General features: G+C 44.7%; 27 protein-coding genes, 1 tRNA gene and 1 pseudogene. 2 read left to right on the top strand and 27 right to left on the bottom strand.

From position 1 onward, the window contains the following. Window positions 1-143: 143 nt before the first annotated feature. The 7 genes from ACFPVS_RS05260 to hrpA all read right to left on the bottom strand — a co-directional run bounded on the left by ACFPVS_RS05260 (window position 144) and on the right by hrpA (window position 10443). Window positions 144-1595 (bottom strand): MFS transporter, encoded by a 1452-nt coding sequence (locus ACFPVS_RS05260; protein WP_123804199.1) that lies wholly within the window; start codon window positions 1593-1595, stop codon window positions 144-146. 182 nt (window positions 1596-1777) lie between these two features. After that, window positions 1778-2134, bottom strand: a complete 357-nt coding sequence (locus tag ACFPVS_RS05265) for an MGMT family protein (RefSeq protein ID WP_096294521.1) — start codon at window positions 2132-2134, stop codon at window positions 1778-1780. 117 nt (window positions 2135-2251) lie between these two features. Continuing rightward, window positions 2252-4072, bottom strand: a complete 1821-nt coding sequence (locus tag ACFPVS_RS05270; protein ID WP_378595474.1) for a hypothetical protein — start codon at window positions 4070-4072, stop codon at window positions 2252-2254. After that, window positions 4005-4763, bottom strand: coding sequence for a hypothetical protein (locus ACFPVS_RS05275; RefSeq protein ID WP_096294518.1), 759 nt, complete (start codon window positions 4761-4763; stop codon window positions 4005-4007). The genes ACFPVS_RS05270 and ACFPVS_RS05275 overlap by 68 nt, the downstream gene beginning before the upstream one ends. 10 nt (window positions 4764-4773) lie before the next feature. Next, complete coding sequence (locus ACFPVS_RS05280; protein WP_378595482.1) at window positions 4774-7551, bottom strand: DUF3418 domain-containing protein; 2778 nt, start codon at window positions 7549-7551, stop codon at window positions 4774-4776. Between the two features lie 252 nt (window positions 7552-7803). Further along, on the bottom strand, window positions 7804-8994 hold the full coding sequence (locus ACFPVS_RS05285) for a hypothetical protein (RefSeq protein ID WP_096294517.1): 1191 nt from the start codon (window positions 8992-8994) through the stop codon (window positions 7804-7806). 42 nt (window positions 8995-9036) lie between these two features. Next, entirely contained in the window at window positions 9037-10443 is a 1407-nt protein-coding gene (gene hrpA, locus ACFPVS_RS05290) for an ATP-dependent RNA helicase HrpA (RefSeq protein ID WP_096294516.1), read from the bottom strand. A gap of 225 nt (window positions 10444-10668) precedes the next feature. Between hrpA and ACFPVS_RS05295 the strand changes: the two genes are divergently transcribed. Further along, window positions 10669-10745: transfer RNA gene (locus ACFPVS_RS05295), tRNA-Met, on the top strand. 155 nt (window positions 10746-10900) lie between these two features. Here the strand turns inward: ACFPVS_RS05295 and ACFPVS_RS05300 are convergent. The 5 genes and pseudogenes from ACFPVS_RS05300 to nadD form a co-directional block, all read right to left on the bottom strand. Beyond that, window positions 10901-12013: pseudogene (locus ACFPVS_RS05300) on the bottom strand (porin). 559 nt (window positions 12014-12572) lie between these two features. After that, complete coding sequence (locus ACFPVS_RS05305) at window positions 12573-13082, bottom strand: c-type cytochrome (RefSeq protein WP_096294515.1); 510 nt, start codon at window positions 13080-13082, stop codon at window positions 12573-12575. 163 nt (window positions 13083-13245) lie between these two features. After that, window positions 13246-13716 (bottom strand): 23S rRNA (pseudouridine(1915)-N(3))-methyltransferase RlmH, encoded by a 471-nt coding sequence (gene rlmH / locus ACFPVS_RS05310; RefSeq protein WP_096294514.1) that lies wholly within the window; start codon window positions 13714-13716, stop codon window positions 13246-13248. A gap of 231 nt (window positions 13717-13947) precedes the next feature. Next, entirely contained in the window at window positions 13948-14334 is a 387-nt protein-coding gene (rsfS, locus tag ACFPVS_RS05315) for a ribosome silencing factor (protein WP_096294513.1), read from the bottom strand. Window positions 14335-14462: 128 nt separating this feature from the next. Continuing rightward, the gene (nadD, locus tag ACFPVS_RS05320) at window positions 14463-15071 is read right to left on the bottom strand and encodes a nicotinate-nucleotide adenylyltransferase (RefSeq protein ID WP_096294512.1); all 609 of its coding nucleotides are present in this window, start codon (window positions 15069-15071) and stop codon (window positions 14463-14465) included. Between the two features lie 192 nt (window positions 15072-15263). Here nadD and ACFPVS_RS05325 point away from each other — a divergent pair, with 192 nt between their 5' ends. After that, window positions 15264-16145 (top strand): NUDIX hydrolase, encoded by an 882-nt coding sequence (locus ACFPVS_RS05325; RefSeq protein WP_096294511.1) that lies wholly within the window; start codon window positions 15264-15266, stop codon window positions 16143-16145. Window positions 16146-17131: 986 nt separating this feature from the next. Here ACFPVS_RS05325 and rplQ read toward each other — a convergent pair. The 15 genes from rplQ to rpsN form a co-directional block, all read right to left on the bottom strand. Next, complete coding sequence (gene rplQ / locus ACFPVS_RS05330; protein ID WP_096294510.1) at window positions 17132-17506, bottom strand: 50S ribosomal protein L17; 375 nt, start codon at window positions 17504-17506, stop codon at window positions 17132-17134. 24 nt (window positions 17507-17530) lie between these two features. Next, window positions 17531-18517 carry a DNA-directed RNA polymerase subunit alpha gene (locus ACFPVS_RS05335; RefSeq protein WP_096294509.1) on the bottom strand — a complete coding sequence of 329 codons (987 nt, stop codon included), beginning with the start codon at window positions 18515-18517 and terminating at the stop codon, window positions 17531-17533. Between the two features lie 25 nt (window positions 18518-18542). Then, a complete protein-coding gene (rpsD, locus tag ACFPVS_RS05340) occupies window positions 18543-19163 on the bottom strand; it encodes a 30S ribosomal protein S4 (RefSeq protein WP_096294508.1) in 621 nt (206 codons plus the stop codon). Between the two features lie 19 nt (window positions 19164-19182). Continuing rightward, window positions 19183-19578, bottom strand: coding sequence for a 30S ribosomal protein S11 (gene rpsK / locus ACFPVS_RS05345; protein WP_002216249.1), 396 nt, complete (start codon window positions 19576-19578; stop codon window positions 19183-19185). Between the two features lie 29 nt (window positions 19579-19607). Continuing rightward, window positions 19608-19970 carry a 30S ribosomal protein S13 gene (gene rpsM, locus ACFPVS_RS05350; RefSeq protein ID WP_096294507.1) on the bottom strand — a complete coding sequence of 121 codons (363 nt, stop codon included), beginning with the start codon at window positions 19968-19970 and terminating at the stop codon, window positions 19608-19610. 66 nt (window positions 19971-20036) lie between these two features. Beyond that, window positions 20037-20150 carry a 50S ribosomal protein L36 gene (gene rpmJ / locus ACFPVS_RS05355; RefSeq protein WP_003697674.1) on the bottom strand — a complete coding sequence of 38 codons (114 nt, stop codon included), beginning with the start codon at window positions 20148-20150 and terminating at the stop codon, window positions 20037-20039. A 19-nt stretch (window positions 20151-20169) separates the two neighbouring features. Next, window positions 20170-20388: a translation initiation factor IF-1 gene (infA, locus tag ACFPVS_RS05360; RefSeq protein ID WP_003684714.1), complete on the bottom strand. Its 219-nt coding sequence runs from the start codon at window positions 20386-20388 to the stop codon at window positions 20170-20172. Between the two features lie 4 nt (window positions 20389-20392). After that, entirely contained in the window at window positions 20393-21703 is a 1311-nt protein-coding gene (gene secY, locus ACFPVS_RS05365; protein ID WP_096294506.1) for a preprotein translocase subunit SecY, read from the bottom strand. A 13-nt stretch (window positions 21704-21716) separates the two neighbouring features. Further along, entirely contained in the window at window positions 21717-22151 is a 435-nt protein-coding gene (rplO, locus tag ACFPVS_RS05370) for a 50S ribosomal protein L15 (protein WP_096294505.1), read from the bottom strand. 1 nt (window position 22152) lies between these two features. Beyond that, a complete protein-coding gene (gene rpmD, locus ACFPVS_RS05375) occupies window positions 22153-22338 on the bottom strand; it encodes a 50S ribosomal protein L30 (RefSeq protein ID WP_003684808.1) in 186 nt (61 codons plus the stop codon). Next, window positions 22331-22849, bottom strand: a complete 519-nt coding sequence (gene rpsE / locus ACFPVS_RS05380) for a 30S ribosomal protein S5 (protein WP_095502538.1) — start codon at window positions 22847-22849, stop codon at window positions 22331-22333. Before rpsE ends, rpmD begins: the two co-directional genes overlap by 8 nt. 18 nt (window positions 22850-22867) lie before the next feature. Beyond that, window positions 22868-23221, bottom strand: coding sequence for a 50S ribosomal protein L18 (rplR, locus tag ACFPVS_RS05385; protein WP_095502537.1), 354 nt, complete (start codon window positions 23219-23221; stop codon window positions 22868-22870). Window positions 23222-23234: 13 nt separating this feature from the next. Then, window positions 23235-23768, bottom strand: coding sequence for a 50S ribosomal protein L6 (rplF, locus tag ACFPVS_RS05390; RefSeq protein ID WP_096294504.1), 534 nt, complete (start codon window positions 23766-23768; stop codon window positions 23235-23237). 16 nt (window positions 23769-23784) lie between these two features. Further along, window positions 23785-24177 carry a 30S ribosomal protein S8 gene (gene rpsH, locus ACFPVS_RS05395; protein WP_096294503.1) on the bottom strand — a complete coding sequence of 131 codons (393 nt, stop codon included), beginning with the start codon at window positions 24175-24177 and terminating at the stop codon, window positions 23785-23787. 14 nt (window positions 24178-24191) lie between these two features. Then, window positions 24192-24497 carry a 30S ribosomal protein S14 gene (rpsN, locus tag ACFPVS_RS05400; protein WP_096294502.1) on the bottom strand — a complete coding sequence of 102 codons (306 nt, stop codon included), beginning with the start codon at window positions 24495-24497 and terminating at the stop codon, window positions 24192-24194. Window positions 24498-24499: the final 2 nt, after the last annotated feature.

Here is a 24499-nt window from a genome sequence, read left to right on the forward strand (position 1 = left end):
CGGGCCGCGCCCCGCTTCATCGACACCGGCTGATAATAATAAGGTCATGCCATACTTTCTTTTTCGGTTGTAATCGCCTAAATCTTGTGCAATCTTGTAACGAGTGCATAGGCCGTCTGAAATATCTTCAAACGGCATTTTAGTTAAAGCGGCTTCTGTGGATTAGGCTTATCTGCTTCAAGCGCTTCCAAACCGGCTGACTCAATTGGCGGCGCGGCAGGAGGTTGCCCAGATTCTTCTGCCTGAGCCACTGCTTCCGTTTCCACCACATCCGCTTCATTATCAGGCTCGTTTTCAGACGGCATATCCACATTGTCCAAATTATCCACATGCGCCTGCGCCACCACTTCATCGAAATCATCGTCTTCTTCATTGTTGCGCGGATCCAAATCTGCCGCCATCACGCCCGTGTTACCCGATACGTTGACAAACACGCTGCGTTCTTCTTCCGGCACCACATTCTGCTTCCACGCAAACGCAGCCAAACCACCGGCGGTCACTGCATACAGCGCGTAAAAGCCCAAATGCGGCGCATAATCCATCACCACACCGAGTAGCAGCGGCGCGGTCAGCGAACCCAAACCATAGCAAAACAGCAGGCTGCGGCTCACTTCTACTGTATTCATATTATTCGGCAACCGGTCGTTGGCACGCGCAATACTCAGCGCATACAAACCAAACAGGCCGCAACCGAACATAAACGCCACCGCATTATGCAGCATAGGCGTGGCCACATGCATCGCCATCGCCGCCAAGCCGCTCAAAGCCGCGGCACAAGCCAAAACCGAGCAGCACAAAATCGCATTGCGCCGGCCGAATTTGTCCGACAGCCGTGCCAACGGCAACTGCACCACAAAGCCACCCACCATCGCCGATGTTAAAAACGCCGAAATCTGTTGCAGGGTAAACGCCTGCAGCAACAAAAATACCGAAGCCATGGTAAACAGCCCGTTCACCAACACCCCCGCCAAAAATGCGGTCACAAAAGCCAAGGGCGCAATCGCCAAAACGCGCGGCACATTAATCTTCTGGCGCGACGGTACCTGCGGCGCTTTCATCTTGGTCAACGATACCGGCAGCATCGCCGTCATCACCAACAGCGTGCCCAACACGAACACATTGTCGCTGGACAAATTAAAACCCAACAGCAAGATACCCAGCGTAAATGCGAAGTAATACACCAAATTATAAACCGCCAATACCCGCGCCCGCTTCTCCTGCGCGCTCTGCTCGGCAAACCAGCTCTCCGCAATCATCAGCATACTGAAATAGCAAAATCCCAGCACCATACGCAACACGCCCCATGCGGTCAGGTTTTCCGTCATCAAGTGCGTGAGCGAGGCCATCGCAAACACCGCCCCGAACACACTAAAGCTGCGGATATGCCCCACCCCCGATACAATCCTATGCCCCGCCACTGCACTCAGCGACGCACCTGCGAAAAATGCCGCATTCAATGCACCGATAACAATATTGTCCACCCCCATTTCCGCCAACTTCACCCCGGCTGAGTTCAAAAACAGACCGAAACCGGCAAACAGAAAAAACACCGAAGCAAAGAGCGAATAAAACCGGTTGGAAATCGCGGCAGACATGGGCAACCCCTTCAAAATTCAAGTTGGCAATTGGATAAACTTTTGAGATTTCAAATGAATACAGCATTAAAGCATAGAAACGCCGAGAACACAAAAGGCCGTCTGAAAACCTGTTCCAGCTTCGCAGAAACTTCGTTTTCAGACGGCCTGCTGCCCGTTCCGCCAATACCCGTCCTACCCGCCTAACAATCCCACAGATACCGCTTCAGGCAGACATGGTTTTCATCTTTCAATTCCACCCCCTCCGCACGCAGCAACTCGGCCTGCTCCGCCCAGCCCGGCACCAGCCTGCCCGACGCATTCACCACCCGATGGCAGGGATAACGCCCGTAGAATGCCGCATTTGCCAACACGCTCCCCACCAGACGCGCGTTTTTCTCCCGCCCGATCAAACGCGCAATCTGCCCGTAAGTCGCCACCCGCCCCGCAGGGATTTCTTCGACTACCGATAAGATTTCGAATGCAAGGCGGTCGTTTTTAGGGCGGGCGGGGGTCGGAGGTATGGGAAAATTGTAAAAATAGGATTTGGCGTTGGGCATTTCAGACGGCCTTTAGGGAGACATACAAAACCTCGAAAGGTGTTTATACTTCGGAGATTTAATGTAGATAAGATTGTAAGGAAAAGGTAGTCTGAAGAATTTTCAGACTACTTAAAATTAATTATTAAATAGTATTTTCCCTAATTCTGAATTCATATCAGATATATGAATAAACAAACCGTCCATTGCACGAGTTAGAGCCATTAAGACCCATGTCATCGCATAACGTTTGCGTCTTTCATCATCAGATAATAATAAATCATCAGATAAAAAATTGAGTGCATCCTCTTCTGATTTTTTACGTTCATAAAATTTATCCAACTCAAAGCACATAACTGACCAAGATTCTAAACCGCGACAAGATTCATAAAAAGAAACTAAATATTCAGAATTTGAAATTGATTTTTTATTAAAATAATTATTACCCATGTTCGCATAATAGAAATCCAATCCTTTAGTATCTAAACATGAAGACAAATCAGGTTCTGATTTAAATTTTACTTTATTCTGAATAGCTACGCCATTTTCAGTAATAGAAGTAACTTCAGACTCATCATAATGATGTTTGAATATCTCTGATTCTGCTTCAATAATTAAATAGATACTCTCACAAGGATTAAGATAATTCACTTCCCCATTTTTATGAAATATATCAAAAGCATTCTGAATATCTTGTATATTTGAGCTGATAATTACATGACCCAATTCTTGATTATCAGTCTCCAAATCCAATTTAATTTCAAACGCTTTTGCTAATTTATTACATAAATCAGCAATCCCTTTTTTGAGACGATAACTTTTATTCCGCTTATTAATGATTATTGTATTATGTTTTTTGCCTTGATTGTCTACCGTCCAATCACATTCCAGCTGATGTCGAATCAGTTGCTCCTTACCGCCAGTTGCTACAACCATATTTTTCTTGTGAAAAATTTCAAATAAAATATCTCGTTCTAATGGGTGAAAATCTTGTCCTTCATCAATCATAGGCACATGTCTTGAATATGCACCACGAGAACGGTTAATCATTATTTGAAATTCATCAAAATTCCTGAAATCATACTCTGCCTTGTTATTTAGTATGTTATCCACAAGTTCTTTATCCAAATCACCAACTTTATAATCATCATAAAATTTTCTTGCATCAGTAAGGCAAAGATAAATATTATGAAGTACACCATAATAGTCTGAAAGAAAAACATCCTTTCCTACTAGTGAGCAAATACGATCAATTTGATTATTTTTATACTTTTCTAAAATATCATATTTAATCTTCCCAGAAGCGATAAATCTTTGAAATTCACGAAATTCAGCAATTTCATTGCGGTATTTTATTTGATATTTTGCATAAATTTCAAATAATTTGTGATTATCTACGCCTGATCGCAAACTACCCCATTCAGACGGTTCAAATTCAGATAAGATGTTATCGCGAATAAATGTAATATGCTTCTCCAAGGTATTCTTTAAAGCTTCTATACGTTTATTTCCCATAATTTGCACCACACCACCCATGGTCATACCAATATCGTACATAAAACCATGTATCGTACGAGTGGATAAATTTGTTCCGCCTTCAAATTTAGCTAACTGTTTAAATTTATAAACAAATTGCAATAAAAGTTTATTATATGTGATGTAACGGACTTGCTTACTTGCCTCTAATTGTTTTTTCATTAAGAGTAATAATTCAGTTGTTTTTCCTGAACCTGCTTTACCTTGAATAATCACAAGATTATTTTGTAATTGTTTATCTGCTTGAATGCGCTTAGGCAGTTTAATAACTTTTTCTGTTGTTCCTCCCAAGGTAAAGATTTCATCATCAACAAACGGAGAGTTTTGTTGTGACAAATATTTTTCATAAATTTGACTATTTATGATCTTGCAAAGCAATTCTGTCAATTTTCTTTTTTGTAAGTATGCTAATTTTTGATTCATCTTCTAAAACCTGTTTGATTTTTTCCATATTTTCAAACAGTAGCTGATAACTTTTTTCATCATTAGGCTCTGACCATTTTGCATTAGAGTTGAAAAATTTATTGTAACCAAATTTCAGAAAGGCTTCCCATTCATAAAAACCAAATTGATAAGCTCGAACAATATTATGTGTAGGAAAATAATATTTTTCACGAACATTACTTAAAATCCATATAACGGGCAAGCACTTAATTTCAACATTATCTAAGACATTTTTAAAAAATTGTTCTGTACCATATCTTAATGTTGAAATTTCAGTTGCAAAATCGGTTTCAATTTCATCATCTATACAAACACCATAATTTCTTTCTTCTTTTGTATCATAAATTTTCACAGAATTATATTTAAATTCATCAATAAACTTAATTGGCATGACGATATTATTCAGATATATTTTTCTATCGTTTCCATTAGCATCTTTATAGAATTTATCTTTTATTGGATAGTAATTTTTTTCTTTATTTTCAACCGCGACAATGAGTAATAAATCAATATTCGTATCAATAACATTATTGAGAAATGGTTGATGAATCATATAAACCACGACATCTTTTACAAATCCAAATTCTTTTATGAAATTTGATTCAAAATCATGAATATTTACATACGGACTGCAATCGTCTTTGAAAAAATGATAAAACTCGATAGCCATAATATTTTCCTTAATTTATTTTACCCAACTCTTTCAACAACCTCTTCACCGACACCGGATACGGCGTCTTCAACTCCTGCGCGAACAGCGACACACGCAGTTCCTCTATTTGCCATTTGAACGCTGCGAGGCTGTCTGAAACGGGTTGGTTTTGCCGCGTGAGGCTGTCCGTTTTTTCCTGCCACATCTGTTCCAGCTCCTGAATTTCGGCTTCGCGCGCGGCGTCTCGGGCGGGGTTGCTGCTGTATTTTTCCATGCGCAGGGTCATGGCGCGGAGGTAGACGGGCAGGCGCGGCCATTGCGGCCACGGGGTGCGGACGGCGAAACCTGCGCCGAGCAGGGTTTGCACGCGTTCGCGCAGCAGGGGGGCGAGCGGGTGTTTGCCGCCGGAGAGTTTGCCGTTGAGTTCGGCGTAGGCGGCGGCGGTGTCCTGCAGGTAGCGGCTGACGGCTTCTTTGACGGCGGGCAGGCGGCTGCGGGCGCGTTTGATTTGTTCTTTAAAGGCTTTTTCGCTGCGCGGCAATTCGTCGCCGCCGATAAAGGCGCGGTCGCAGATGGCGGCGGTGAGGTCGTCGCGCAGGGTGTCGGCGGGAATGTGTTTGAGCAGCATGGCGGCTTGGGTAAACCCTTGAATACCTTTGTTTAAATCCTTCATGTGCTCTTTGAGCTGCAAGGCCATGAGCGCAATCACGCCCTGTCGGTGGGCTTGGGCGGCGGCTTCGGGGGTGTCGAACAGGCGCAGGGCGATGCTGCCGTCTTTCTGTTTTTGCAGGCCGAGATAGCCTGTGAGCTGCTGTTTGCCGCGCGCGAACTTGATGCTTTCGGGCAGCGTACCGATGTCCCACGCGGTAACGTTGTCGCGCTCGAATTCTTGGGTGTTGTCGCGGAAGGTTACGGCGGCGGCTTGGCCTAACTCTTGTTGCAGCCCGGCCAGGTTGCGGCCTATGGCCAGCTCCTGCCCGCCGTCGTCGATGATGCGCAGGTTGAAATAGCAGTGTTCGGGCAGTTTGAAGGCTTGCCAGTCGTCGAGATTGATTTGTTCGAGCAGGCGCATATCGCCGGCGGTTTTGGCGATAAAGCGGGCAAGCTGGGGAATAACCGGCTCTTGGCGGTTCGGTTCGCTTTCGAGAAATTTCGTTACGAATTCGGGCACGGGTACGCACACGCGGCGGATTTGTTTGGGCAAAGCCTTAATCAGCAACTGGATTTTTTCGCGCACCATGCCGGGCACCAGCCATTCAAGCGCGGGCGCGTGGATGCGGTTGAGTACGGTGAGCGGCAGGGTCAGGGTTACGCCGTCAAGCGGATGGTGCGGCTCAAAGCGGTAGGCCAGTTTGAATTTGCCGTCGGGTGTTTTATAAAACTTGGGAAATTGTTCTTCGGTGATGTGTGCGGCGGCGTGCTGCATCAGGTCTTCTTTGCTGAGAAACAACAGGCGCGGGTTTTCTTTTTCGGCTTGCTTTAACCAGCTTTGGAAGGTGCGGATGTCGGCGAGGGGTTTGGGGGGTTCAGACGGCCTTTGACGAGGCGGGTTTGAATTTGCCGTTTCTGTCTTTTCCGCCGCGCTTTGGGACGGTGGGTTGACACCAACCCTACGCGGGTTTTCAGACGGCATAGGCGTAGGTCGGGCATTTATACCCGACGGGGGTTGTGCGCTTGCGTTGGCTAGGTCAGGCATAAATGCCCGACCTACGGTTTCAGACGGCACATACATTTCAGGCAGCCTTTGATGGTAAAAATTAAACAATGCTTCTTCGTCCACCAACACATCCTGCCGCCGCGATTTATGTTCCAACTCGCTGATTTCCTTAATCAGTTTTTTATTGTGGACGAAAAAATCGGCTTTCAAATCACATTCCTGCGCCACCAGTGCGCCGCGGATAAAGATTTCGCGCGCTTCTTCGGGCGCGATGCGGCCGTAGGCAACGGGGCGGCGCGGCAAAACCGTTAAACCGTAAAAGGTTACCCGTTCGCCGGCCACCACTTCGCCGCGTTTCTGCTCCCAATGCGGCTCAAAATAATGATATTTCACCAAATGCGGCGCTTCCTGCTCGATCCATTCGGGCTGGATGGCGGCCACGTCACGCGCGTAAATCCTTGTTGTTTCAACGAGTTCCGCCGCCATCACCCATTTCGGCTTGCTCTTGAACAGGGCGGACGCGGGGAACAGGTGGAAATGTGAACCGCGCGCGCCGGTGTAGTCGTGGCCGTCGGGCGACTTCATGCCGACGTTGGCAATCAGCCCCGTGAGCAGCGCGCGGTGGATTTGTTCGTAGCCCGCTTCTTTGGCGGCGCGGATGTGGGCGCGGTGCTGCTTTTTATCCAGTTGTTTTTGCTTGAGTTTGGCAGATAAATCTTGGTCGCCCATGCTTTCAGACGGCCTTAATTGCTCTTGAACGGGCGGCCGTCTGGACGCCTGTTCTTTGCTGGTCAAACCCATTTCAATGGCGATTTCGGCCAATTGGCGATGCAGCTCGCGCCATTCGCGCATCCGCAGGTGCGATAAGAAATATTGGTGGCACCACTGCACTAATTGCTTATTTGACAAGCCTTTATCGCGCTCGCGCTGGAAGCTATCCCAAATATTCAGATAGGCCAGAAAGTCGGACTGCTTGTCGGTAAACCGCTCATGCGCCTTGGCAGCGGCTTCGCGCGCTTCGAGCGGCCGCTCGCGCGGGTCTTGAATGGAGAGGGCGGAAGCAATCACCAAGATTTCCGCCATACAGTCGTGCTTTTTCGCCGCCAACAAAATGCGGGCGATTTTCGGATCGATGGGCAACCGCGCCATTTGTTCGCCGAGTTTGGTCAGGCGGTAGCGGGGGCGGTTTTCAGACAGGCTTGGTTTGCCTGCATGAGGTTTCAGGCTGCCTGAAAGGGTTTCAGACGGCGTGTTAATGTTGCTTTTCTTGTTTTGCATAACAGATGTGTAGGTCGGGCATTGATGCCCGACATGGTTGGTTGTTTCTTGGTTTTCGCCAGACATCAATGCCCGACCTACGCAATATCCCATCTATTTTTGGGTAGACAATGATTGCTTTCTTTATCTTACTTCGCATATTTGTCGCAATTCAGTCAATGAATGTGTAAACCCTCCATCCTTAAGCTGTAACATAAAATCAAATAACACAATACTCAATTGCGATTGAGGTAAATCACGAGTTCTATTCCAAGATTTTAGTTCCCATTTTTCCTGCTCAGCACGTTCAGTTAAACGTTCTATTGAGCCACCCAATGTGTTGGAAGCGTGTTTTTTACTGTATGTCCCTCGTGCATAATTGGCTACTGCATCGCGACAGGCTTTATCAATAAAATAATAGATTTGCGAAACCGAAAAATGGGTAAGTGCTTTGTTCAAAACAAAACGCGTTTTTTCACCTGCAGTAAAATTTAAATGATATTCTGCAATTTTTAAATCTAAATAGCCCAAACACTCTTGCAAATTGATGTGTTCAATCAATTCAAAAATATCGTTCACTTCTTCATCAGTTAAAATAACATTTTGAATATCCGATTCAATTTGTTGGATAAATTGGCTTAACGTACAGTCAGGCGGTGTAACCACAATCCAGTCTACGCCTAATGGATTGAAGTGGAATTCACTATTCTCCTGCCAAGTAAACGCAGTTTTATCGCTATTAGGACTAATTGCCAGTAATCCTACACGATATAAACCCTCAATAATCTGCCTATCCAAATCTGTGCTTGGTGTAAGTTTTCCAGCAAGTATATGAGTTATCGCTTGGATACAGGAAAAATCCTCGTTTATAGCAAAGCGCATTGCTGCTAGTAACGAAATTTTTTGTTTTAACGTAAATGCTTCATTAGGAAAATTATTCAAGCTATTTATTAGAATTTTCTCTAAATATTCATAACGTTGCTGATCTAGAAATTGTTGCTGCTCCTGGGCTATGCGTTCTGCTTCTACTTGGCATATTGGGCAAATAAAAGCTGTTTTATCAAGCATTAATAGCTGTAGTATGTCATCGTAATCTTTTCGTTGATAGATTTGCCGCTCAATATATTCTGCCCCGCATTCAAAGCACATTGCTTGAAAGATAACGCTACTATGGTTCTTGGCTATATTTAGCAATTCATTTTGTTTCAATTCATATTTTTGCCGCAAAGCAGTAACCGTATAAATAAATTCCTGTTTATCATTAACTGCCCAATAATCAGTGCAAATAGCTTGGATTTTGATATCATCAGATTGATATTGTCTTTTTATTTCCATATAAAACTCCAATCAAATTTTTAACTGTGCTTTTATTGTTTTTCAATTCTCCTCCACCGCCCCCAGTTCCAACAACACCTGATACCCGTCATTGATATACCGCTGGTCGGGGGCTTCAAGAAATGGAAACGCCGCCACATCGCCGAGTTTCAGCGCGGCCATGCGCAGGATTACTGCTGCCAGATTGCTGCGGATAATTTCGGGGTCGGTAAACGCGCTGCGTTGTTCAAAATCTTCTTCGGAATACAAGCGGATACACACGCCGGCGGAGACGCGGCCGCAACGGCCGGAACGCTGGCGGGCGGCGGCTTGGGAGATTTTTTCCACATGCAGCTGCTCCACTTTGGCGCGGGCGGAATAGCGTTTGACACGGGCGAGGCCGGTGTCGATGACGTATTTGATGCCGGGCACGGTGAGCGAGGTTTCGGCGACGTTGGTAGCCAAGACGATGCGGCGTTTGGTGCCGCCGGGGTGGAAGATTTTGTGCTGCTCGGCGTTGGACAGGCGGGCGAACAGGGGCAGGATGTCGTCGTGGCGGCGCAGAGGGGATTTGCGCAGGGCTTCGGCGGCTTCGCGGATTTCGCGTTCGCCGGGCAGGAATACTAAAATATCGCCGCTGCCCAATTGCGCCAACTCATCGGCGGCATCGGCGATGGCATCGGCGATTTCGATTTCGGCCTCGTCTTCGTCTTGCGAATGCAGCGGGCGGTAGAGGATTTCGACGGGGAAGGTGCGGCCGCTCACTTCGAGCACGGGCGCGTTGTTGAAATGGCGTGAAAACCGTTCGGCGTCGATGGTGGCGGAGGTGATGATGACTTTTAAATCGGGGCGGCGCGGCAGGAGCTGTTTCAGGTAGCCCAGCAGGAAATCGATGTTCAGGCTGCGTTCGTGCGCTTCGTCGATGATGATGGTGTCGTAGGCGGTGAGGAAGCGGTCGGTTTGCGTTTCGGCGAGCAAAATGCCGTCGGTCATCAGTTTCACATAGGCATCGCGCGAGGTGTTGTCGTTGAAGCGCACTTTGTAGCCGACGGTTTCGCCGATGTTGCTGCCCAATTCTTCGGCAATCCGCTCGGCAACGGAACGCGCGGCCAGGCGGCGCGGCTGCGTGTGCCCGATCAAACCCGCCGCGCCGCGCCCGAGTTCGAGACAGATTTTCGGCAGTTGGGTGGTTTTGCCCGATCCGGTTTCGCCGCAGATGATGGTAACTTGGTGGTTGGCGATGGCGGTTTTGATGTCGCTCAAACGCTCGTGCACCGGCAGTGTGCCGTCATACTGTAGCTTGGGCAGCGCGGCTTGGCGTTTTAAATAGATTTCGTGCGATTTGCGGTATTTTTCTTCGACTTTGGGCAAGCCGCCGAATTTTTTCGGGTTTTTGAAGGCGGTTTGCAGAAAATGGCGGTCTTTAGAAAGGGTTTGTGACAAATCAGGTTGAAACGTGGCTTGAGACATGTAGCGTTCGGCTTATATCATGGAAAATAAAGCCTGATTATAGCAAAATGCCGTCTGAAAAAGGCGGAAAAGCGCAAACAAACCAAGCAATTTACGGCCATCATTTTGCCACTTTTCAGACGGCCTGCTTGAAGAAAATCATGCTTGCCCACATGACCCCGAATATTTTTTAGCAAAATAAGGCTTGACACATCCGCCCTATTCTCGTATAGTTACATCTTCTGACGCGGGATGGAGCAGCATGGTAGCTCGTCGGGCTCATAACCCGAAGGTCGTAGGTTCGAATCCTGCTCCCGCAACCAACAACAAAAATCCCTTAGTTTACGCTAAGGGATTTTTATTATCTGGTGTAAGCTGCTTACTGTGTTTGTTGGTTGGTACCCCAGCAAAAGGCCGTCTGAAAAATCTTGGGTATAGATTTTCAAACAGCCTTTTGGATTACGTGATTGAAAACCAATCAGAATTTATGGTGCAACGCGATTTGTACGCCGCCGTGTTCGATTTTACCGGTAGTGGTCGCATTCAAGCGGGTTTTATCCCCCATCACCAGGTAACCGGCTTGTCCGCGAATCGACGTGCGCTTGCTCATGTAGTAATCGCCGCCAATCACGATTTGGTCGTATTTGTCCACCAAAATATCTTTGCTGTTGACGCCTTTTGCCGCCCAGCCGTGCGCGTAAACCAATTGCGGTTGCCGGTTTCCTGTACGATAAGTTAAGGCAATGGCGGCATCGGTCACTTTCACGGCTTCAGTTTTATCGGCAAACAAGCCTTGGCCGTCAAATGTTTTTTGGTTGCCGGTCAGCAGGCTCAAATATTTATTACCGCTTTCATTGCCTTTACATGCTGCACTCCGGCACCGATTTCCAAATTACCCAAATACAGGCCACCGTCGATACGGACGATGTAGCCGTCTTTCAACTTACCGTTGCCATCGGTATAGTTGTTTTTCTTATGGCTGTAGGCCGCTTTGGTAAAAGCTTTTTTTACTCTTGTAGTTTAAACCGAGCAGCAGTTCGTCTTGTGCTGCTTGTTGGTGAGTGTAACGGTCGCCCGGATTTTTGTTGTCGCGTGGCGCATATTGCACAATGCCTTGAAAACCGTTAAATACTGGCGAGTCGTAACGTGCGGATACCAAACGTTTGCCTTCGCGGTTGTAGCTGCTCAAGCCCAAGGCGCTGCCACGGTTGAAAATCCATTTATCCAAATCAACCATTTCGTTGTATTGGTTGCTCAAATAACCGACGCGGATTTTACCGAAACCACCTTCCAAGCCGATAAACGAATCGCGCGTACCCCAGCCGTCGTGTTGGCTGACGGTCGAAACCCGTTGCTCCATCTGCCAAATCAATTTGGCATCTTCGCTCAGTTTCTCGCTGCCTTTGAAACCGATGCGGAATAAGTGGTCGTTGATGGTGGTGCCGGTGCCTTTTTCAGTCACACCATTGCTGCCTTTGATCTTGACGCTCTCTACAAATACGCTGTTGCGGATTTCGCCGTATAGGGTTACATCGGCAACGGCATGGCCGGTTAAACCCAGCAAGGCGATGGTGATAATACTTTTTTTCATGATGGTTCCTCTTAATTCATTTTTTATTTTGTTTATCCAAAGCTTGGATAATTATGGGTTATATAAAGCTAATTGATAAAATGAAACTTGTTTTTATACATTAAAATCATATAAATAAACTGTTCCAGCCATACTTTGAAATATGCCTGAGTTCTGTACCACATCAAATTTTAAATGATTATAAATGAATTTAACGCATATAAACATTAATAGATAATGAAATTTTTAACATTTAATAATGCACTTTATTCATCAACATTGAAATTAAATTTGATAAAAATCCAATTGTTTTTAGCTTCAATATGTTCAGACGGCCTTTAAAACCATTGAAAATCATTATGCTATAGATATTAGATATTCCGCATCAATTCCCTCTTAGTTTTCATCATCATGAAGCCGAGACCTTTGCCCCCAGATTCGAGCAGCGCATAACGAAGAAATGTGCCAAAGATGGCGATTTTGCGAAGGTCTCAAGCCGTAATTCTGCACATGCAGAAAGGCCGTCTGAAACAGCTTAATATTCTGTTTCAGACGGCCTTGTTGTGTGGTTTTTAAGCGATTAGTCGTCTACACGGAAAGAATCGTGACAAGATTTGCAGCTTTGACCCACATCGCCAAACGGTCTTTTTACTGCATCTAAATTACCTTCGGCAGCAGCCGTTTTCAAAGCGGCAGCAGCAGCAATGAATTTGTCTGCTTCTTGCTTGAATTGATCCGGTTTGCTCCATACTTCAGGTTTGGCATCGGATTCTTCTTTTGCGCTCTCTTGAGTATAGTGCTGCCACGGTTTATCGGCATTTTCAGCCAAAGTATCGGCAGCCGCTTGGAATGCTGCGGCATCATAAGCGGTTTCGCCCTTAATCATTTTGCCCATGATACCGGCAGATTCTTTAAAGATATCCATCAGGCGATCGCGCTCTTCGACCGCAGCTTTAGCACTGCCCGCAGGAGCTTCCGAAGTCGTTGCCGGTGCCGGTGCTGATTCAGCAGGTTTGGTTTCGTTTTGACCGCCGCACGCGCTCAACAGTAATGCTGCCAGCGTACCTATTGTTAATAAGGTCTTGGTCATGATTGTGTTCCTTTTGGTTTGTTTATTTGATTTGTAATGGAAATGTATCAGAAATATTTTCAAAATCAAGTGATTGATATAGTTTTATATTTGTTAACACAATCTTCCAGAAAGGCCGTCTGAAATACAGACGGCCTAAGTTTGTTTATCCCAAAATCAGCATTTATTCACGGTGATACGGATGATTATTTAAAATGGAAACGGCGCGGTAAAGCTGCTCGGTTAGCAGCACGCGTACCATACCGTGGGGCATGGTCAGGCTGGACAGGCGCATCATCAGCTGCGCTTGCTGCTTGAGATGGCCGGTCATGCCGTCTGCACCACCAATCACAAAACAGACATGTTCGCCGTTTTGCTGCCATGTTTTGAGATACTCAGCCAATTCGACCGAAGTCGGCGCTTTGCCGCGCTCATCCAACACCACCAGAAATGCCCCCTGTGGAATGGCTTCGAGTATGCGTTTTTCTTCCGCTGCCATACCCTGCGCGGCATTCACACCGGCACCGCGTTTCTCGGGCTTGATTTCTTTTAAGGTGTAATTCACTTCGCGACCGAAGCGTTTAGCGTATTCGTTGACAGCTTCATCGACCCATTTGGGCATTTTGGTGCCGACGGCTAAAACAGTAATGTTCATGTTCGGTATCTATCCATGAGAAAATACAGGCCGAGACCTTTGCAAAATTTCCATATTTGGCACATTCCTTCGTTATGCGCTGCCTGAAAAATTGTCTATTAGAGCAGTTGATATGTCTGCGCTTTCTGTGTTGCTTTAAGTCCGAATTGTATTCAAATCTTGTTTTGCAAAGGCTTCAGGCCGTCTGTACGTTTCAGACGGCCTGATTCACAATGAAATCCGGTCTAGAGATTAATCGGCCGCATGCCAAGGTTTTTGCATACCTGCTTCAAAAGCAGGCTTTTTACCGCCCCACAGTGTATCGATGTCGTAATAATCGCGTACAGCCGGCAACATAATGTGTACCACCAAATCGCCGGCGTCAACCAGCGTCCATTCACCGGTGTCGCCTTCTTGGCTCAAAATTTCGAAACCGGCTTCTTTCAAATCAACCGCCACATTGTTGGCCAAGGCTTTAACTTGGCGGGTGCTGTCGCCGGTAGCCACAATCATGCGCGCAAAAAGCGAGGTTTTTTCTTGGGTTTCCAACACGGAAATGTCTTTAGCTTTCACATCTTCCAAGGCGTTTACTGCGATTTCGACCATTTTTTGCAAGTCGAGTAATTCTTGTTCGTTCATTTTATTCCTAAATTACGTTTTTCAGACGGCATTATAGCTTATCTGGCTGAATTTAAGCTATTTTTTGCAGTATTTTATCAAGGAGTTTGCTCAGCCGGCCCACAGGGTAATAATAGTATTTTTACTTCTTAGCGGTATAAACCGTGCTGCTGGATATAACGCGCGACCGAGGACGGAATCAGGCCGTCTGAAAGGGATTGGTTTTCTAAAGCCGCACGGATTTGTGTGGAACTGATGTTGTATAACGGCGCCTGTAAAATCCGCACGCGGCCGCTTTGCAAGGCTTCGCCCAGCCATGCGTGCAGCTCACGCGGCGTTTGGTTCAAACTGTCGCCTTCTCGCATAGCCACAGCGATGTTAACTTGCTGCACCAAGGTTTGCCATTTTTTCCAAGTGTGCAGCTTCATCAAGCTGTCACTGCCCAACAGCCACCATAATGTGGCGGCTGGAAATTGCTGACGGAAAACCTGCACGGTATCAAAGGTATAGGTTGCCCCTTCACGTACCATATCGCAATCACTGAGTGCAAAACGTGGTTCATCGGCAATGGCCAATTCTGTCATGATAAAGCGGTGTTTAGCCGGCGTTTGCGTATTTTGTGGTTTGTGGTAAGGATCGCCTGCCGGTAAAAAAATAACCGTGTCTAAGCCGATTTCGTCAGCAAATGCTTGCCCGATGTGCAGATGGCCGTTGTGAATGGGATTAAACGTGCCTCCGAAAAGTCCAATGTTTTTCATGTATTATCAAATGAAATAAAGTTAAAAATATATGGCCGATGATTGAATAGGCCGTCTGAAATCATTTTTCACAATATTAACATGGTTTGCACCATCGCCGCGTATCAGCATAGACGGCGATTGGGAATGTGGCAGTTGCAAATCCGAATAAACCCGTTACAATCTGAAACACAAATGATAAGGTGAAACAATATGTCTGCAGCTCCTCAATTTGTTCATGTTTTAGACGATACAACCCAAGATAAATTGTGGCAATGGGCGCAGACCAATTATGGTTTGCATGGCTCATGGCAAACTTTATGGCTGAACGGCTTAGCCTTAGGCCGTCTGAATGGGCAATGGCAGGCGCAAATTGAAAAAGATTGGCAAGGCGAATGGGAAATGCGTTCAGACGGCATGCATTTATGTGCAGACAACTGGCTGAGCCTAGGCGATGCGCTTCAACACATGGCGCATGACTGGAAGCAACTGGGCATATTGCATGGATGGCGCGATGAACGTTTTGATGTTTGCTATCAAGATAGCATCTTGTTCACACTCGAACGTGCCGCATTCCGCCCGTTAGGCTTGATGAGTAAAGCGGTGCATTTAAATGGTTTCACTTTTAAAGACGGTGAATGGCAGCTGTGGATTGGCCGCAGAAGCGAGCATAAAGCCGTTGATCCGAATAAACTCGATAATTTGGTCGGTGGCGGCGTATCCTGTGGTGAAGATATTACTGCAACCATACTGCGCGAGAGCGAAGAAGAAGCAGGATTATCACCTCATCATCTGCAACATCTAAAACTGCAGAATCAATTACACAGCCTGCGTTCCGTTTCCCGCGGTTTGCATAATGAAATTCTCTATATCTTCGACACGGTATTATCCAGCGATGTCGTTCCTGAAAATCAAGACGGTGAAGTGGCCGGATTTGAATTAATGAAGATTAATCAGGTCATAGAGGCGATGTTGAGTGATGTAATGATGAACGACGCGCAACTGGTGATTTTGGATGCGTTTGAGCGCTATGGCTTAATGAACCCACAACATGATTTATCAAAATGGCTTAAATCAATCAAAGCCAATGGGTAACAGCCGTATTGAAAGCTAGAATTGGAACGGAATCGTTTTTATGCTTCTTATCTTTGGCACATTTTCCGGTATGGGCTGCCCGAAAACTCGCCTAACTGTGATGTATCTGCACTTCTCTTGACCATTCTCACCTCAAACTGTACTCAAATCCAATATTTTACAAACCTCTCTCAGGCCTAGACCTTTAAAAAACCTCCAAAACAATCTACTTGTTTTGGAGGTTTTTATTGTTTAAACAGAAAATAAAACAAAATTAATACGCATACTCTATCCAAGCAGCCACTTTTTCAAGTAGCCCACCACCTTTTCAGGCAGCAATAGACGCAACAAACTTTAGCCTGTTCGCTGCTTTCAACAAATTCAAACAAATCACTTTCAAACCCATTTGCCCTTAGGCCTTTTCCAGTCCAAAGTAACTCGCCCATTTACACCTAAAATATACGGGGGAAAATGGCAAAATTCTATTCCGCCCGATAACGGATTCTCGCGAGATCTTTATTACGCTCAATCTCTTCACGCCCCAAAGGTTTACCACGATGCGCTTTACGCATAATGCCGTCTGCTAGCTGACTTTCTCTCAAAATTCATGATTGTGCTTATGCCCGAGCAAAACCGCACGAAACATCGGCAACAACGGATCCGTAAGACGACCACCGTTGTCGCGTATATAGCGGGTTTTATGACTGACAAGTCTTTGTTCAATTGCTTGCCAATCAAGAAGTCGGAGTATTTTGAACAAAGGAAAACGGTCATATATTGGCTATAAGGGTTTATGTTGAATGATAGAAGAAACCAGACATGGTGAAAAATCCTCTCAATTCTTGCTGGAGGAATTTAGAGATTTTTCTTAGGGGGAGGTTGCAAAGGTCTCTCCTTATGAAAAATATTTCAAAGCTGATTCAAGCATCAAAATATCCCAAACAGTATTTAAAAAGAAAACACCATCTATTTAAAATAAATAGATGGTGTTTTCAATTTTGTGTGGTTTATTCAGCTGCTTCAGTTGCTTTGTCAACCAATTCCACCAACGCCAAAGGCGCATTGTCACCTTTACGAAAACCGTATTTTAGTACACGAACATAGCCGCCGTTACGGGCAGCGAAACGTGAACCCAATTCGTCAAACAATTTAACCACTACATCGCGATCACGAGTACGGTCAAATGCCAAACGACGGTTTGCTAAAGAAGGTTTTTTACCCAAAGTAATCAAGGGCTCTACCACGCGGCGCAATTCTTTTGCTTTAGGCAAAGTGGTCACGATAGTTTCGTGAGTCAACAAAGAATTTGCCATATTGCGCAGCATCGCAGCGCGATGGCTGCTGGTACGGTTTAATTTGCGGTTACCATTACGATGACGCATGTCATTATCCTTTAATCTTCAAACTTACGGCTTTTCTAAGCCTACAGGCGGCCAAGCTTCTAATTTTGAACCTAATGTTAGACCTTTAGAGGCCAACACTTCTTTGATTTCATTCAAAGATTTACGACCCAAATTCGGAGTTTTGAGAAGCTCGGTTTCAGTACGTTGAATCAAATCGCCAATATAATAAATATCTTCAGCTTTCAGACAATTAGCTGAACGTACAGTTAATTCCAAATCATCTACCGGACGTAACAGGATAGGATCGATTGGAGGGGCTTTTTCTTCAACCTCTTCAACCGGTGTACCTTGCAAATCAGCAAAGATAGACATTTGATCAATTAAAATACGTGCGGCACTGCGTACAGCCTCCTCCGGGTCAATAGAACCATCAGTTTCGATATCCAAAACCAATTTATCCAAGTCGGTACGTTGCTCTACGCGTGCAGGTTCAACTTCAAAGCTAACACGGCTGATGGGCGAAAAACTCGCATCCAACTGAATCGCACCAATCTGTTTGTTTTCATCGCGAACAACACGACGACCTGAAACAGATTGGTAACCACGGCCTTGCTCAACTTTGATTTCCATTTCCACTTGGCCATTATTGGATAAGTGGCAAATCACGTGCTCTGGATTCAAAATTTCCACATCATGCGGTAATTCGATGTCCCCAGCAATCACTGCACCGGCACCTGATTTTTTCAAAGTCAACTGAACTTGGCTACGACCGTGCAACTTAAATACGATACCTTTAATGTTTAACAAAATGTCTACAACATCTTCTTGAACACCGTCAACAGTAGAATATTCATGCAACACACCAGTAATAGCCACTTCAGTTGGTGCAAAACCATTCATGGATGACAGTAAGATACGACGCAAAGCATTACCTAAAGTGTGACCAAAACCACGTTCAAACGGCTGCATTGAAACTTTTGCACGTGTGGTAGATAAAGTATCTACATCAATTTGACGAGGTTTCAAAAATTCGGTTGTGCTATTTTGCATTTAACTGTCCCTCACTGAGCTAGCATTATTTAGAGTAGAACTCTACCACCAGCTGTTCATTAATATCGCCAGTCAATTCTGAGCGATCCGGCATATTTTTGAATACACCTTCCAATTTATCTGCATTAACTGAAACCCAACTAGGCAAACCAATTTGAGTTGCCAAACTCAAAGCTTCTTGGATGCGTACTTGTTTTTTAGCTTTCTCGCGGATAGCTACAACATCACCGGCTTCAACTTGGAAAGAAGGGATATTCACAACTTGTCCGTTAACGGTAATCGCTTTGTGAGAAACCAATTGACGGGCTTCTGCACGAGTAGAGCCGAAGCCCATGCGGTATACAACATTGTCTAAACGAGATTCCAACAATTGCAGCAACAATTCACCAGTAGAACCTTTGCGGCGTGAAGCTTCTGCAAAATAACGACGGAATTGACGTTCTAATACGCCGTAGATACGACGAATTTTTTGTTTTTCACGCAATTGCAGACCATAGTCTGACAAACGTGGTTTTTTAGCACCGTGCTGACCTGGTGCAGAATCCATTTTGCATTTTGACTCTAAAGAGCGACGTGCACTCTTCAAAAACAGATCTGTACCTTCACGGCGTGCTAATTTACATTTAGGGCCAATATAACGTGCCATGTTTCAAATCACTCCAATATTAAATACGACGTTTTTTAGGTGGACGGCAACCGTTATGAGGCAACGGGGTAACGTCGGTAATGCTGGTAATCTTGAAACCAAGAGCGTTGAGCGCACGTACAGAAGATTCACGACCTGGACCCGGGCCTTTAATGCGAACTTCTAAATTTTTAACGCCATACTCTTGGGCAACTTTACCAGCTGCTTCTGCAGCTACTTGAGCTGCAAACGGTGTACTTTTACGTGAACCTTTAAAACCAGCGCCGCCAGAGGTAGCCCAAGACAATGCATTGCCTTGACGGTCAGTGATTGTAATGATGGTATTGTTAAAAGATGCATGGACATGCACAATACCTTCGCTTACGGTTTTACGTACTTTTTTACGTACACGCGAAGCTGTGTTTGCTTTAGCCATTAATCAATTTCCTTAAAATTCCTTAAAAATTATTTCTTACCGGCAATCGCTTTGCGCGGACCTTTACGGGTACGTGCATTTGTGCGAGTGCGTTGACCGCGACAAGGTAAGCCACGACGATGACGGAAGCCGCGATAGCAACCCATATCCATCAATCGTTTGATGCTCATCGTTACCTCACGGCGCAAGTCACCTTCAACTTCATATTTAGCAACTTGTTCACGCAAAGCGTCCAATTGAGCCTCGTCCAAATCTTTTGCTTTTACGGTAGGAGCAATACTTGCAGCCTCGCAAATCAATTTAGCACGAGTCGCACCAATACCGTAAATAGCTTGCAAGCCAATAACGATATGGGCATTATTAGGGATATTCACCCCTGCAATACGAGCCATATTTTTTCCTTTTAGGGCAAAGTGTGTCACTATACCACAAAATCAAATTAAGAGAAATAAGCTCTCTTAACCTTGACGTTGTTTGTGACGTGGATCAGTACAAATCACACGAACTACGCGATTACGACGAATAATTTTGCAGTTACGGCAAATTTTCTTTACAGAAGGTTGTACACGCATTTTTTTTCCTTTATACAGTCTATCTTGCTCTGAATACGATACGAGCACGGGTTAAATCATAAGGCGTTAACTCAACGGTTACTTTATCACCCGGAGAAATTCGAATGTAGTGCATACGCATTTTTCCGGAAATATGACCTAAAACCACATGGTCGTTCTCGAGTTTAACTTTGAATGTTGCATTCGGCAAAGTTTCAAGAATTTCGCCTTGCATTTGTATGGTATCTTCTTTAGCCATAGTCTTACTTACGTGATAATGATTTCATATCGGGTCGATTCATTAGGCTTTCATATTGCTGGGTCATACGATAGGAATTAATTTGTGTACTAAAATCCATCGTTACCACAACCAAAATTAATAGCGAAGTACCGCCCAAATAGAAAGGTACATTTAATGCCGTCGTTAAGAATTCAGGAATCAAACAGATGATGGTAATGTATAAAGCACCAAAAAGGGTTAAATACAATACTACCTTCTCTAAGTATCTAGAGGTTTGATCACCTGGGCGAATACCTGGTACAAAAGCCCCACTCTTTTTCAAATTTTCCGCCATTTCCTTCGGGCTGAATACCAATGCCGTATAAAAATAACAGAAGAAAATAATCGTTGCTGCAAATATCAGAATATAAAGCGGTTGACCATGTTGGAGCATGGCAGCAACTTTATGCAACATACTATCTGTATTGTTTGAACCAAACCAACTTAACAAGGTAGAAGGGAACAGAATAATACTAGAAGCGAAAATTGGCGGAATAACTCCAGCCATATTTAATTTGAAAGGCATATGCGTATTTTGACCTTGCCCAACATGACCAAATTGTCGTTTGGCATAATGAACAGGAATTTTACGTTGCGCACTTTCAAAATAAACCACAATATAAATCAGCAAAAATGCACCGATTACAATAGACACCGCCATCAACATACTCATCGCACCTTGGCTGGTTAATGTCCAGAGCTGGAGAATCCCTGCCGGAATACCGGCAGCAATACCCGCAGTAATAATCAATGAAATACCGTTGCCGATACCTCTTTCAGTAATTTGCTCGCCCAACCACATTAAGAACATGGTACCGGTAACCAAACACACTACTGTTGAGATATAAAATTCCAACTGATTTGCAACGACAATACCTTGTTGAAAAACGAAGGTTGCTACACCAAAACTTTGCAGAATAGCCAGCAACACAGTACCATACCGCGTGTATTTCGTAATGATTTTACGCCCAGCCTCGCCTTCTTTTTTCAGCGCCTTCAAGGAAGGAAGTATTTCAGAAGCAAGCTGCACAATAATCGAAGCTGAAATATACGGCATAATACCGATTGCAAATATACTAAAGCGCTCTAACGAGCCTCCTGAGAACATATTTAACATTCCCAGAATACCGTTTCCAGCGCTTTCGTATAACTTAGCCAATGCAACAGCATCTACACCCGGCACTGGAATATGAGCACCAATACGGAAAACGACCAATGCCCCGATTAAGAACAATAGACGCTTTTTCAAGTCTCCAAATTTAGATAAACCTGAGGAAGATTGTTGACTAGCCACTGTAATTTAAGCCTTATTCTTCAACTTTACCACCGGCAGCTTCAATTGCTGCTCGTGCGCCTTTAGTTGCTTTAATGCCTTTTAAAGTAACAGCTTTTGAAACTTCACCAGAAGCAATTACTTTTACATTAGTAGCATTTGCAGGAACCAAACCTGCTTGTTTCAATACCAACAAGTCAATTTCTGATACCGCAACCAAAACCAACTCACTTAAACGTACTTCTGCATTTGCTGAAGCAGTCAAAGATTTAAAGCCACGCTTAGGTAAACGACGTTGTAAAGGCATTTGACCGCCTTCAAAACCTACTTTATGAAAGCCACCGGAACGGCTTTTTTGGCCTTTATGGCCACGACCACCGGTTTTACCTAAACCACTACCAATACCGCGACCAACACGGCGTGCTGAATGGGTTGCACCTTCAGCTGGTTGGATAGTATTCAAAAACATATTAAGACTCCACTTTCAACAAGTAGCTGATTTTATTAATCATACCACGGTTTTCAGGGGTATCCAAAACCTCAACGGTATGCTCACGACGACGTAAGCCTAAGCCACGTGCACAAGCACGGTGAGATTCAATAGTACCAATCAAACTTTTAACCAAAGTAACTTTGATTTTTTTCTGCTCAGTCATGACCAGCTCCTAAAATATCTTCTACTGTCAAACCACGTTTAGCAGCAATATCAGCAGGAGTATACAATTTTGATAAGCCGTCTAATGTAGCGCGTACAATGTTGTAAGGATTGGTAGAACCATGTACTTTAGCAGAGATGTTGTGGATGCCCATTGCATCAAATACTAAACGCATTGGACCACCAGCTTTGACACCGCTACCCTCTTTTGCAGGTTGCATAAATACACGGGTAGCACCATGACGACCAATTACTTCATGATGAATCGTACCATTTTTCAAAGGCACTTTAATCATAGAGCGACGAGCTTGGTCCATTGCTTTTTGAACGGCTACAGGCACTTCTTTAGATTTGCCTTTGCCCATACCGATGCGGCCATCGCCATCACCTACTACAGTCAGTGCAGAGAAAGCCATAATACGGCCGCCCTTAACGACTTTTGTTACACGGTTTACGGCAACCATTTTTTCGATTAAGCCGTCACCGCGTTCTTCAATTTCATGTTTTGCCATCTGAAAGTCTCCAAATATTTAGAAGCTTAAACCATTTTCACGAGCAGCTTCAGCTAATGCTTTTACACGGCCGTGATATTGGAAACCGGAACGGTCAAAAGCAACTTTCTCTACACCTGCTGCTTTTGCTTTTTCTGCAATACGTTTGCCAATCAATGCAGCTGCTTCAACATTGCTGCCTGATTTTAAGCTACTACGTACTTCAGATTCCAAGGTAGAGGCTTGAGCCAATACTTTATCACCTTCAGCACTAATTACTTGAGCATAAATATGATTATTGGTGCGGAACACGCATAATCTTACCATTTTCAAGTCCGCGATACGGGCACGGGTTTTGCGTGCACGACGGAGTCGGGTTGCATGTTTATTCATTAGTGAACCTCAATTATTTTTTCTTGGCTTCTTTCATCACCACTACTTCACCTACATAACGTACACCTTTACCTTTGTAAGGCTCAGGAGAACGGAATGCACGAATTTCAGCAGCAACTTGACCAACAGTCTGTTTATCCGCACCAGTCAGAACGATTTCAGTTTGACTAGGAGTTTGAACAGAAACACCTTCAGGCATTTCGTAAACGATTGGATGAGAAAAACCCAAAGACAAATTCAAAGTTTTGCCTTGAGCTTGAGCACGATAACCCACACCAATTAATTGAAGTTTTTTCTCAAAACCTTCAGAAACACCTTTAACCATGTTATTAACCAAAGCACGAGCGGTACCAGACATTGCATTTGCCTGTTTGGTATTGTTTGCCGCAGCAAAAGTTAACACACCGTCTTCTAATTTAATATCGACATCAGAATTCAAAGGAAATGACAATTCGCCATTTTTACCCTTAACAACCAATGTGTCTGTTCCAAATTTTACTTCTACACCAGCAGGAACAGTCACTGGATTTTTAGCTACGCGTGACATTATATATAATTCTCCACTAGGCAACGATGCACAACAACTCACCACCCACACCCTCAGAGCGTGCTTTACGATCAGTCATTACACCTTTAGAAGTACTTACGATAGCAACACCCAAGCCATTCATGACACTTGAAATCTCGCTCGAAGCTTTATAAATACGCAAACCAGGACGTGAAACACGTTTAATTTGCTCAATAACAGGGCGACCTGCATAGTATTTCAGTTGAATTTCCAATACTGGTTTTGTATCAGCAGAAACTGCAAAGTCCTCGATATAACCTTCTTCTTTCAAAACTTTTGCAATCGCGCATTTTAATTTTGAAGAAGGCATGGCAACTGATACTTTATTAGCACGTTGCGCATTGCGGATACGAGTCAACATATCGGAAATAGGATCATGCATACTCATTATTAATACTCCTATTACCAGCTAGCTTTTACAACACCCGGGATTTCGCCACGCATGGCAATTTCACGGATTTTAATACGACCCAAACCGAATTTACGGAAAGTGCCACGAGGACGGCCTGTCAGTGCGCAACGACGACGTTGGCGTACAGGAGCTGCATTGCGTGGAATTGCTTGGAATTTCAAACGAGCTTCAAAACGTTCTTCATCAGAAGCATTCGAATCATTAATAACAGCAAAAATCTCTTCACGCTTAGCTGCATATTTTTTCGCTAAAGCTTGACGTTTCAGCTCGCGATTAATAAGTGCTTTCTTAGCCATGG

Origin of the sequence: Neisseria weixii, assembly GCF_042658245.1 — a bacterium.
Taxonomy (GTDB): domain Bacteria; phylum Pseudomonadota; class Gammaproteobacteria; order Burkholderiales; family Neisseriaceae; genus Neisseria; species Neisseria weixii.

Coding starts and splice junctions, on each gene's coding strand:
- ACFPVS_RS05260 (WP_123804199.1), bottom strand. CDS start 1,595: ATGTCTGCCGCGATTTCCAACCGGTTTTATTCGCTCTTTGCTTCGGTG.
- ACFPVS_RS05265 (WP_096294521.1), bottom strand. CDS start 2,134: ATGCCCAACGCCAAATCCTATTTTTACAATTTTCCCATACCTCCGACC.
- ACFPVS_RS05270 (WP_378595474.1), bottom strand. CDS start 4,072: ATGAATCAAAAATTAGCATACTTACAAAAAAGAAAATTGACAGAATTG.
- ACFPVS_RS05275 (WP_096294518.1), bottom strand. CDS start 4,763: ATGGCTATCGAGTTTTATCATTTTTTCAAAGACGATTGCAGTCCGTAT.
- ACFPVS_RS05280 (WP_378595482.1), bottom strand. CDS start 7,551: ATGGCGCGGTTGCCCATCGATCCGAAAATCGCCCGCATTTTGTTGGCG.
- ACFPVS_RS05285 (WP_096294517.1), bottom strand. CDS start 8,994: ATGGAAATAAAAAGACAATATCAATCTGATGATATCAAAATCCAAGCT.
- hrpA (WP_096294516.1), bottom strand. CDS start 10,443: ATGTCTCAAGCCACGTTTCAACCTGATTTGTCACAAACCCTTTCTAAA.
- ACFPVS_RS05305 (WP_096294515.1), bottom strand. CDS start 13,082: ATGACCAAGACCTTATTAACAATAGGTACGCTGGCAGCATTACTGTTG.
- rlmH (WP_096294514.1), bottom strand. CDS start 13,716: ATGAACATTACTGTTTTAGCCGTCGGCACCAAAATGCCCAAATGGGTC.
- rsfS (WP_096294513.1), bottom strand. CDS start 14,334: ATGAACGAACAAGAATTACTCGACTTGCAAAAAATGGTCGAAATCGCA.
- nadD (WP_096294512.1), bottom strand. CDS start 15,071: ATGAAAAACATTGGACTTTTCGGAGGCACGTTTAATCCCATTCACAAC.
- ACFPVS_RS05325 (WP_096294511.1), top strand. CDS start 15,264: ATGTCTGCAGCTCCTCAATTTGTTCATGTTTTAGACGATACAACCCAA.
- rplQ (WP_096294510.1), bottom strand. CDS start 17,506: ATGCGTCATCGTAATGGTAACCGCAAATTAAACCGTACCAGCAGCCAT.
- ACFPVS_RS05335 (WP_096294509.1), bottom strand. CDS start 18,517: ATGCAAAATAGCACAACCGAATTTTTGAAACCTCGTCAAATTGATGTA.
- rpsD (WP_096294508.1), bottom strand. CDS start 19,163: ATGGCACGTTATATTGGCCCTAAATGTAAATTAGCACGCCGTGAAGGT.
- rpsK (WP_002216249.1), bottom strand. CDS start 19,578: ATGGCTAAAGCAAACACAGCTTCGCGTGTACGTAAAAAAGTACGTAAA.
- rpsM (WP_096294507.1), bottom strand. CDS start 19,970: ATGGCTCGTATTGCAGGGGTGAATATCCCTAATAATGCCCATATCGTT.
- rpmJ (WP_003697674.1), bottom strand. CDS start 20,150: ATGCGTGTACAACCTTCTGTAAAGAAAATTTGCCGTAACTGCAAAATT.
- infA (WP_003684714.1), bottom strand. CDS start 20,388: ATGGCTAAAGAAGATACCATACAAATGCAAGGCGAAATTCTTGAAACT.
- rplO (WP_096294505.1), bottom strand. CDS start 22,151: ATGTTTTTGAATACTATCCAACCAGCTGAAGGTGCAACCCATTCAGCA.
- rpmD (WP_003684808.1), bottom strand. CDS start 22,338: ATGACTGAGCAGAAAAAAATCAAAGTTACTTTGGTTAAAAGTTTGATT.
- rpsE (WP_095502538.1), bottom strand. CDS start 22,849: ATGGCAAAACATGAAATTGAAGAACGCGGTGACGGCTTAATCGAAAAA.
- rplR (WP_095502537.1), bottom strand. CDS start 23,221: ATGAATAAACATGCAACCCGACTCCGTCGTGCACGCAAAACCCGTGCC.
- rplF (WP_096294504.1), bottom strand. CDS start 23,768: ATGTCACGCGTAGCTAAAAATCCAGTGACTGTTCCTGCTGGTGTAGAA.
- rpsH (WP_096294503.1), bottom strand. CDS start 24,177: ATGAGTATGCATGATCCTATTTCCGATATGTTGACTCGTATCCGCAAT.
- rpsN (WP_096294502.1), bottom strand. CDS start 24,497: ATGGCTAAGAAAGCACTTATTAATCGCGAGCTGAAACGTCAAGCTTTA.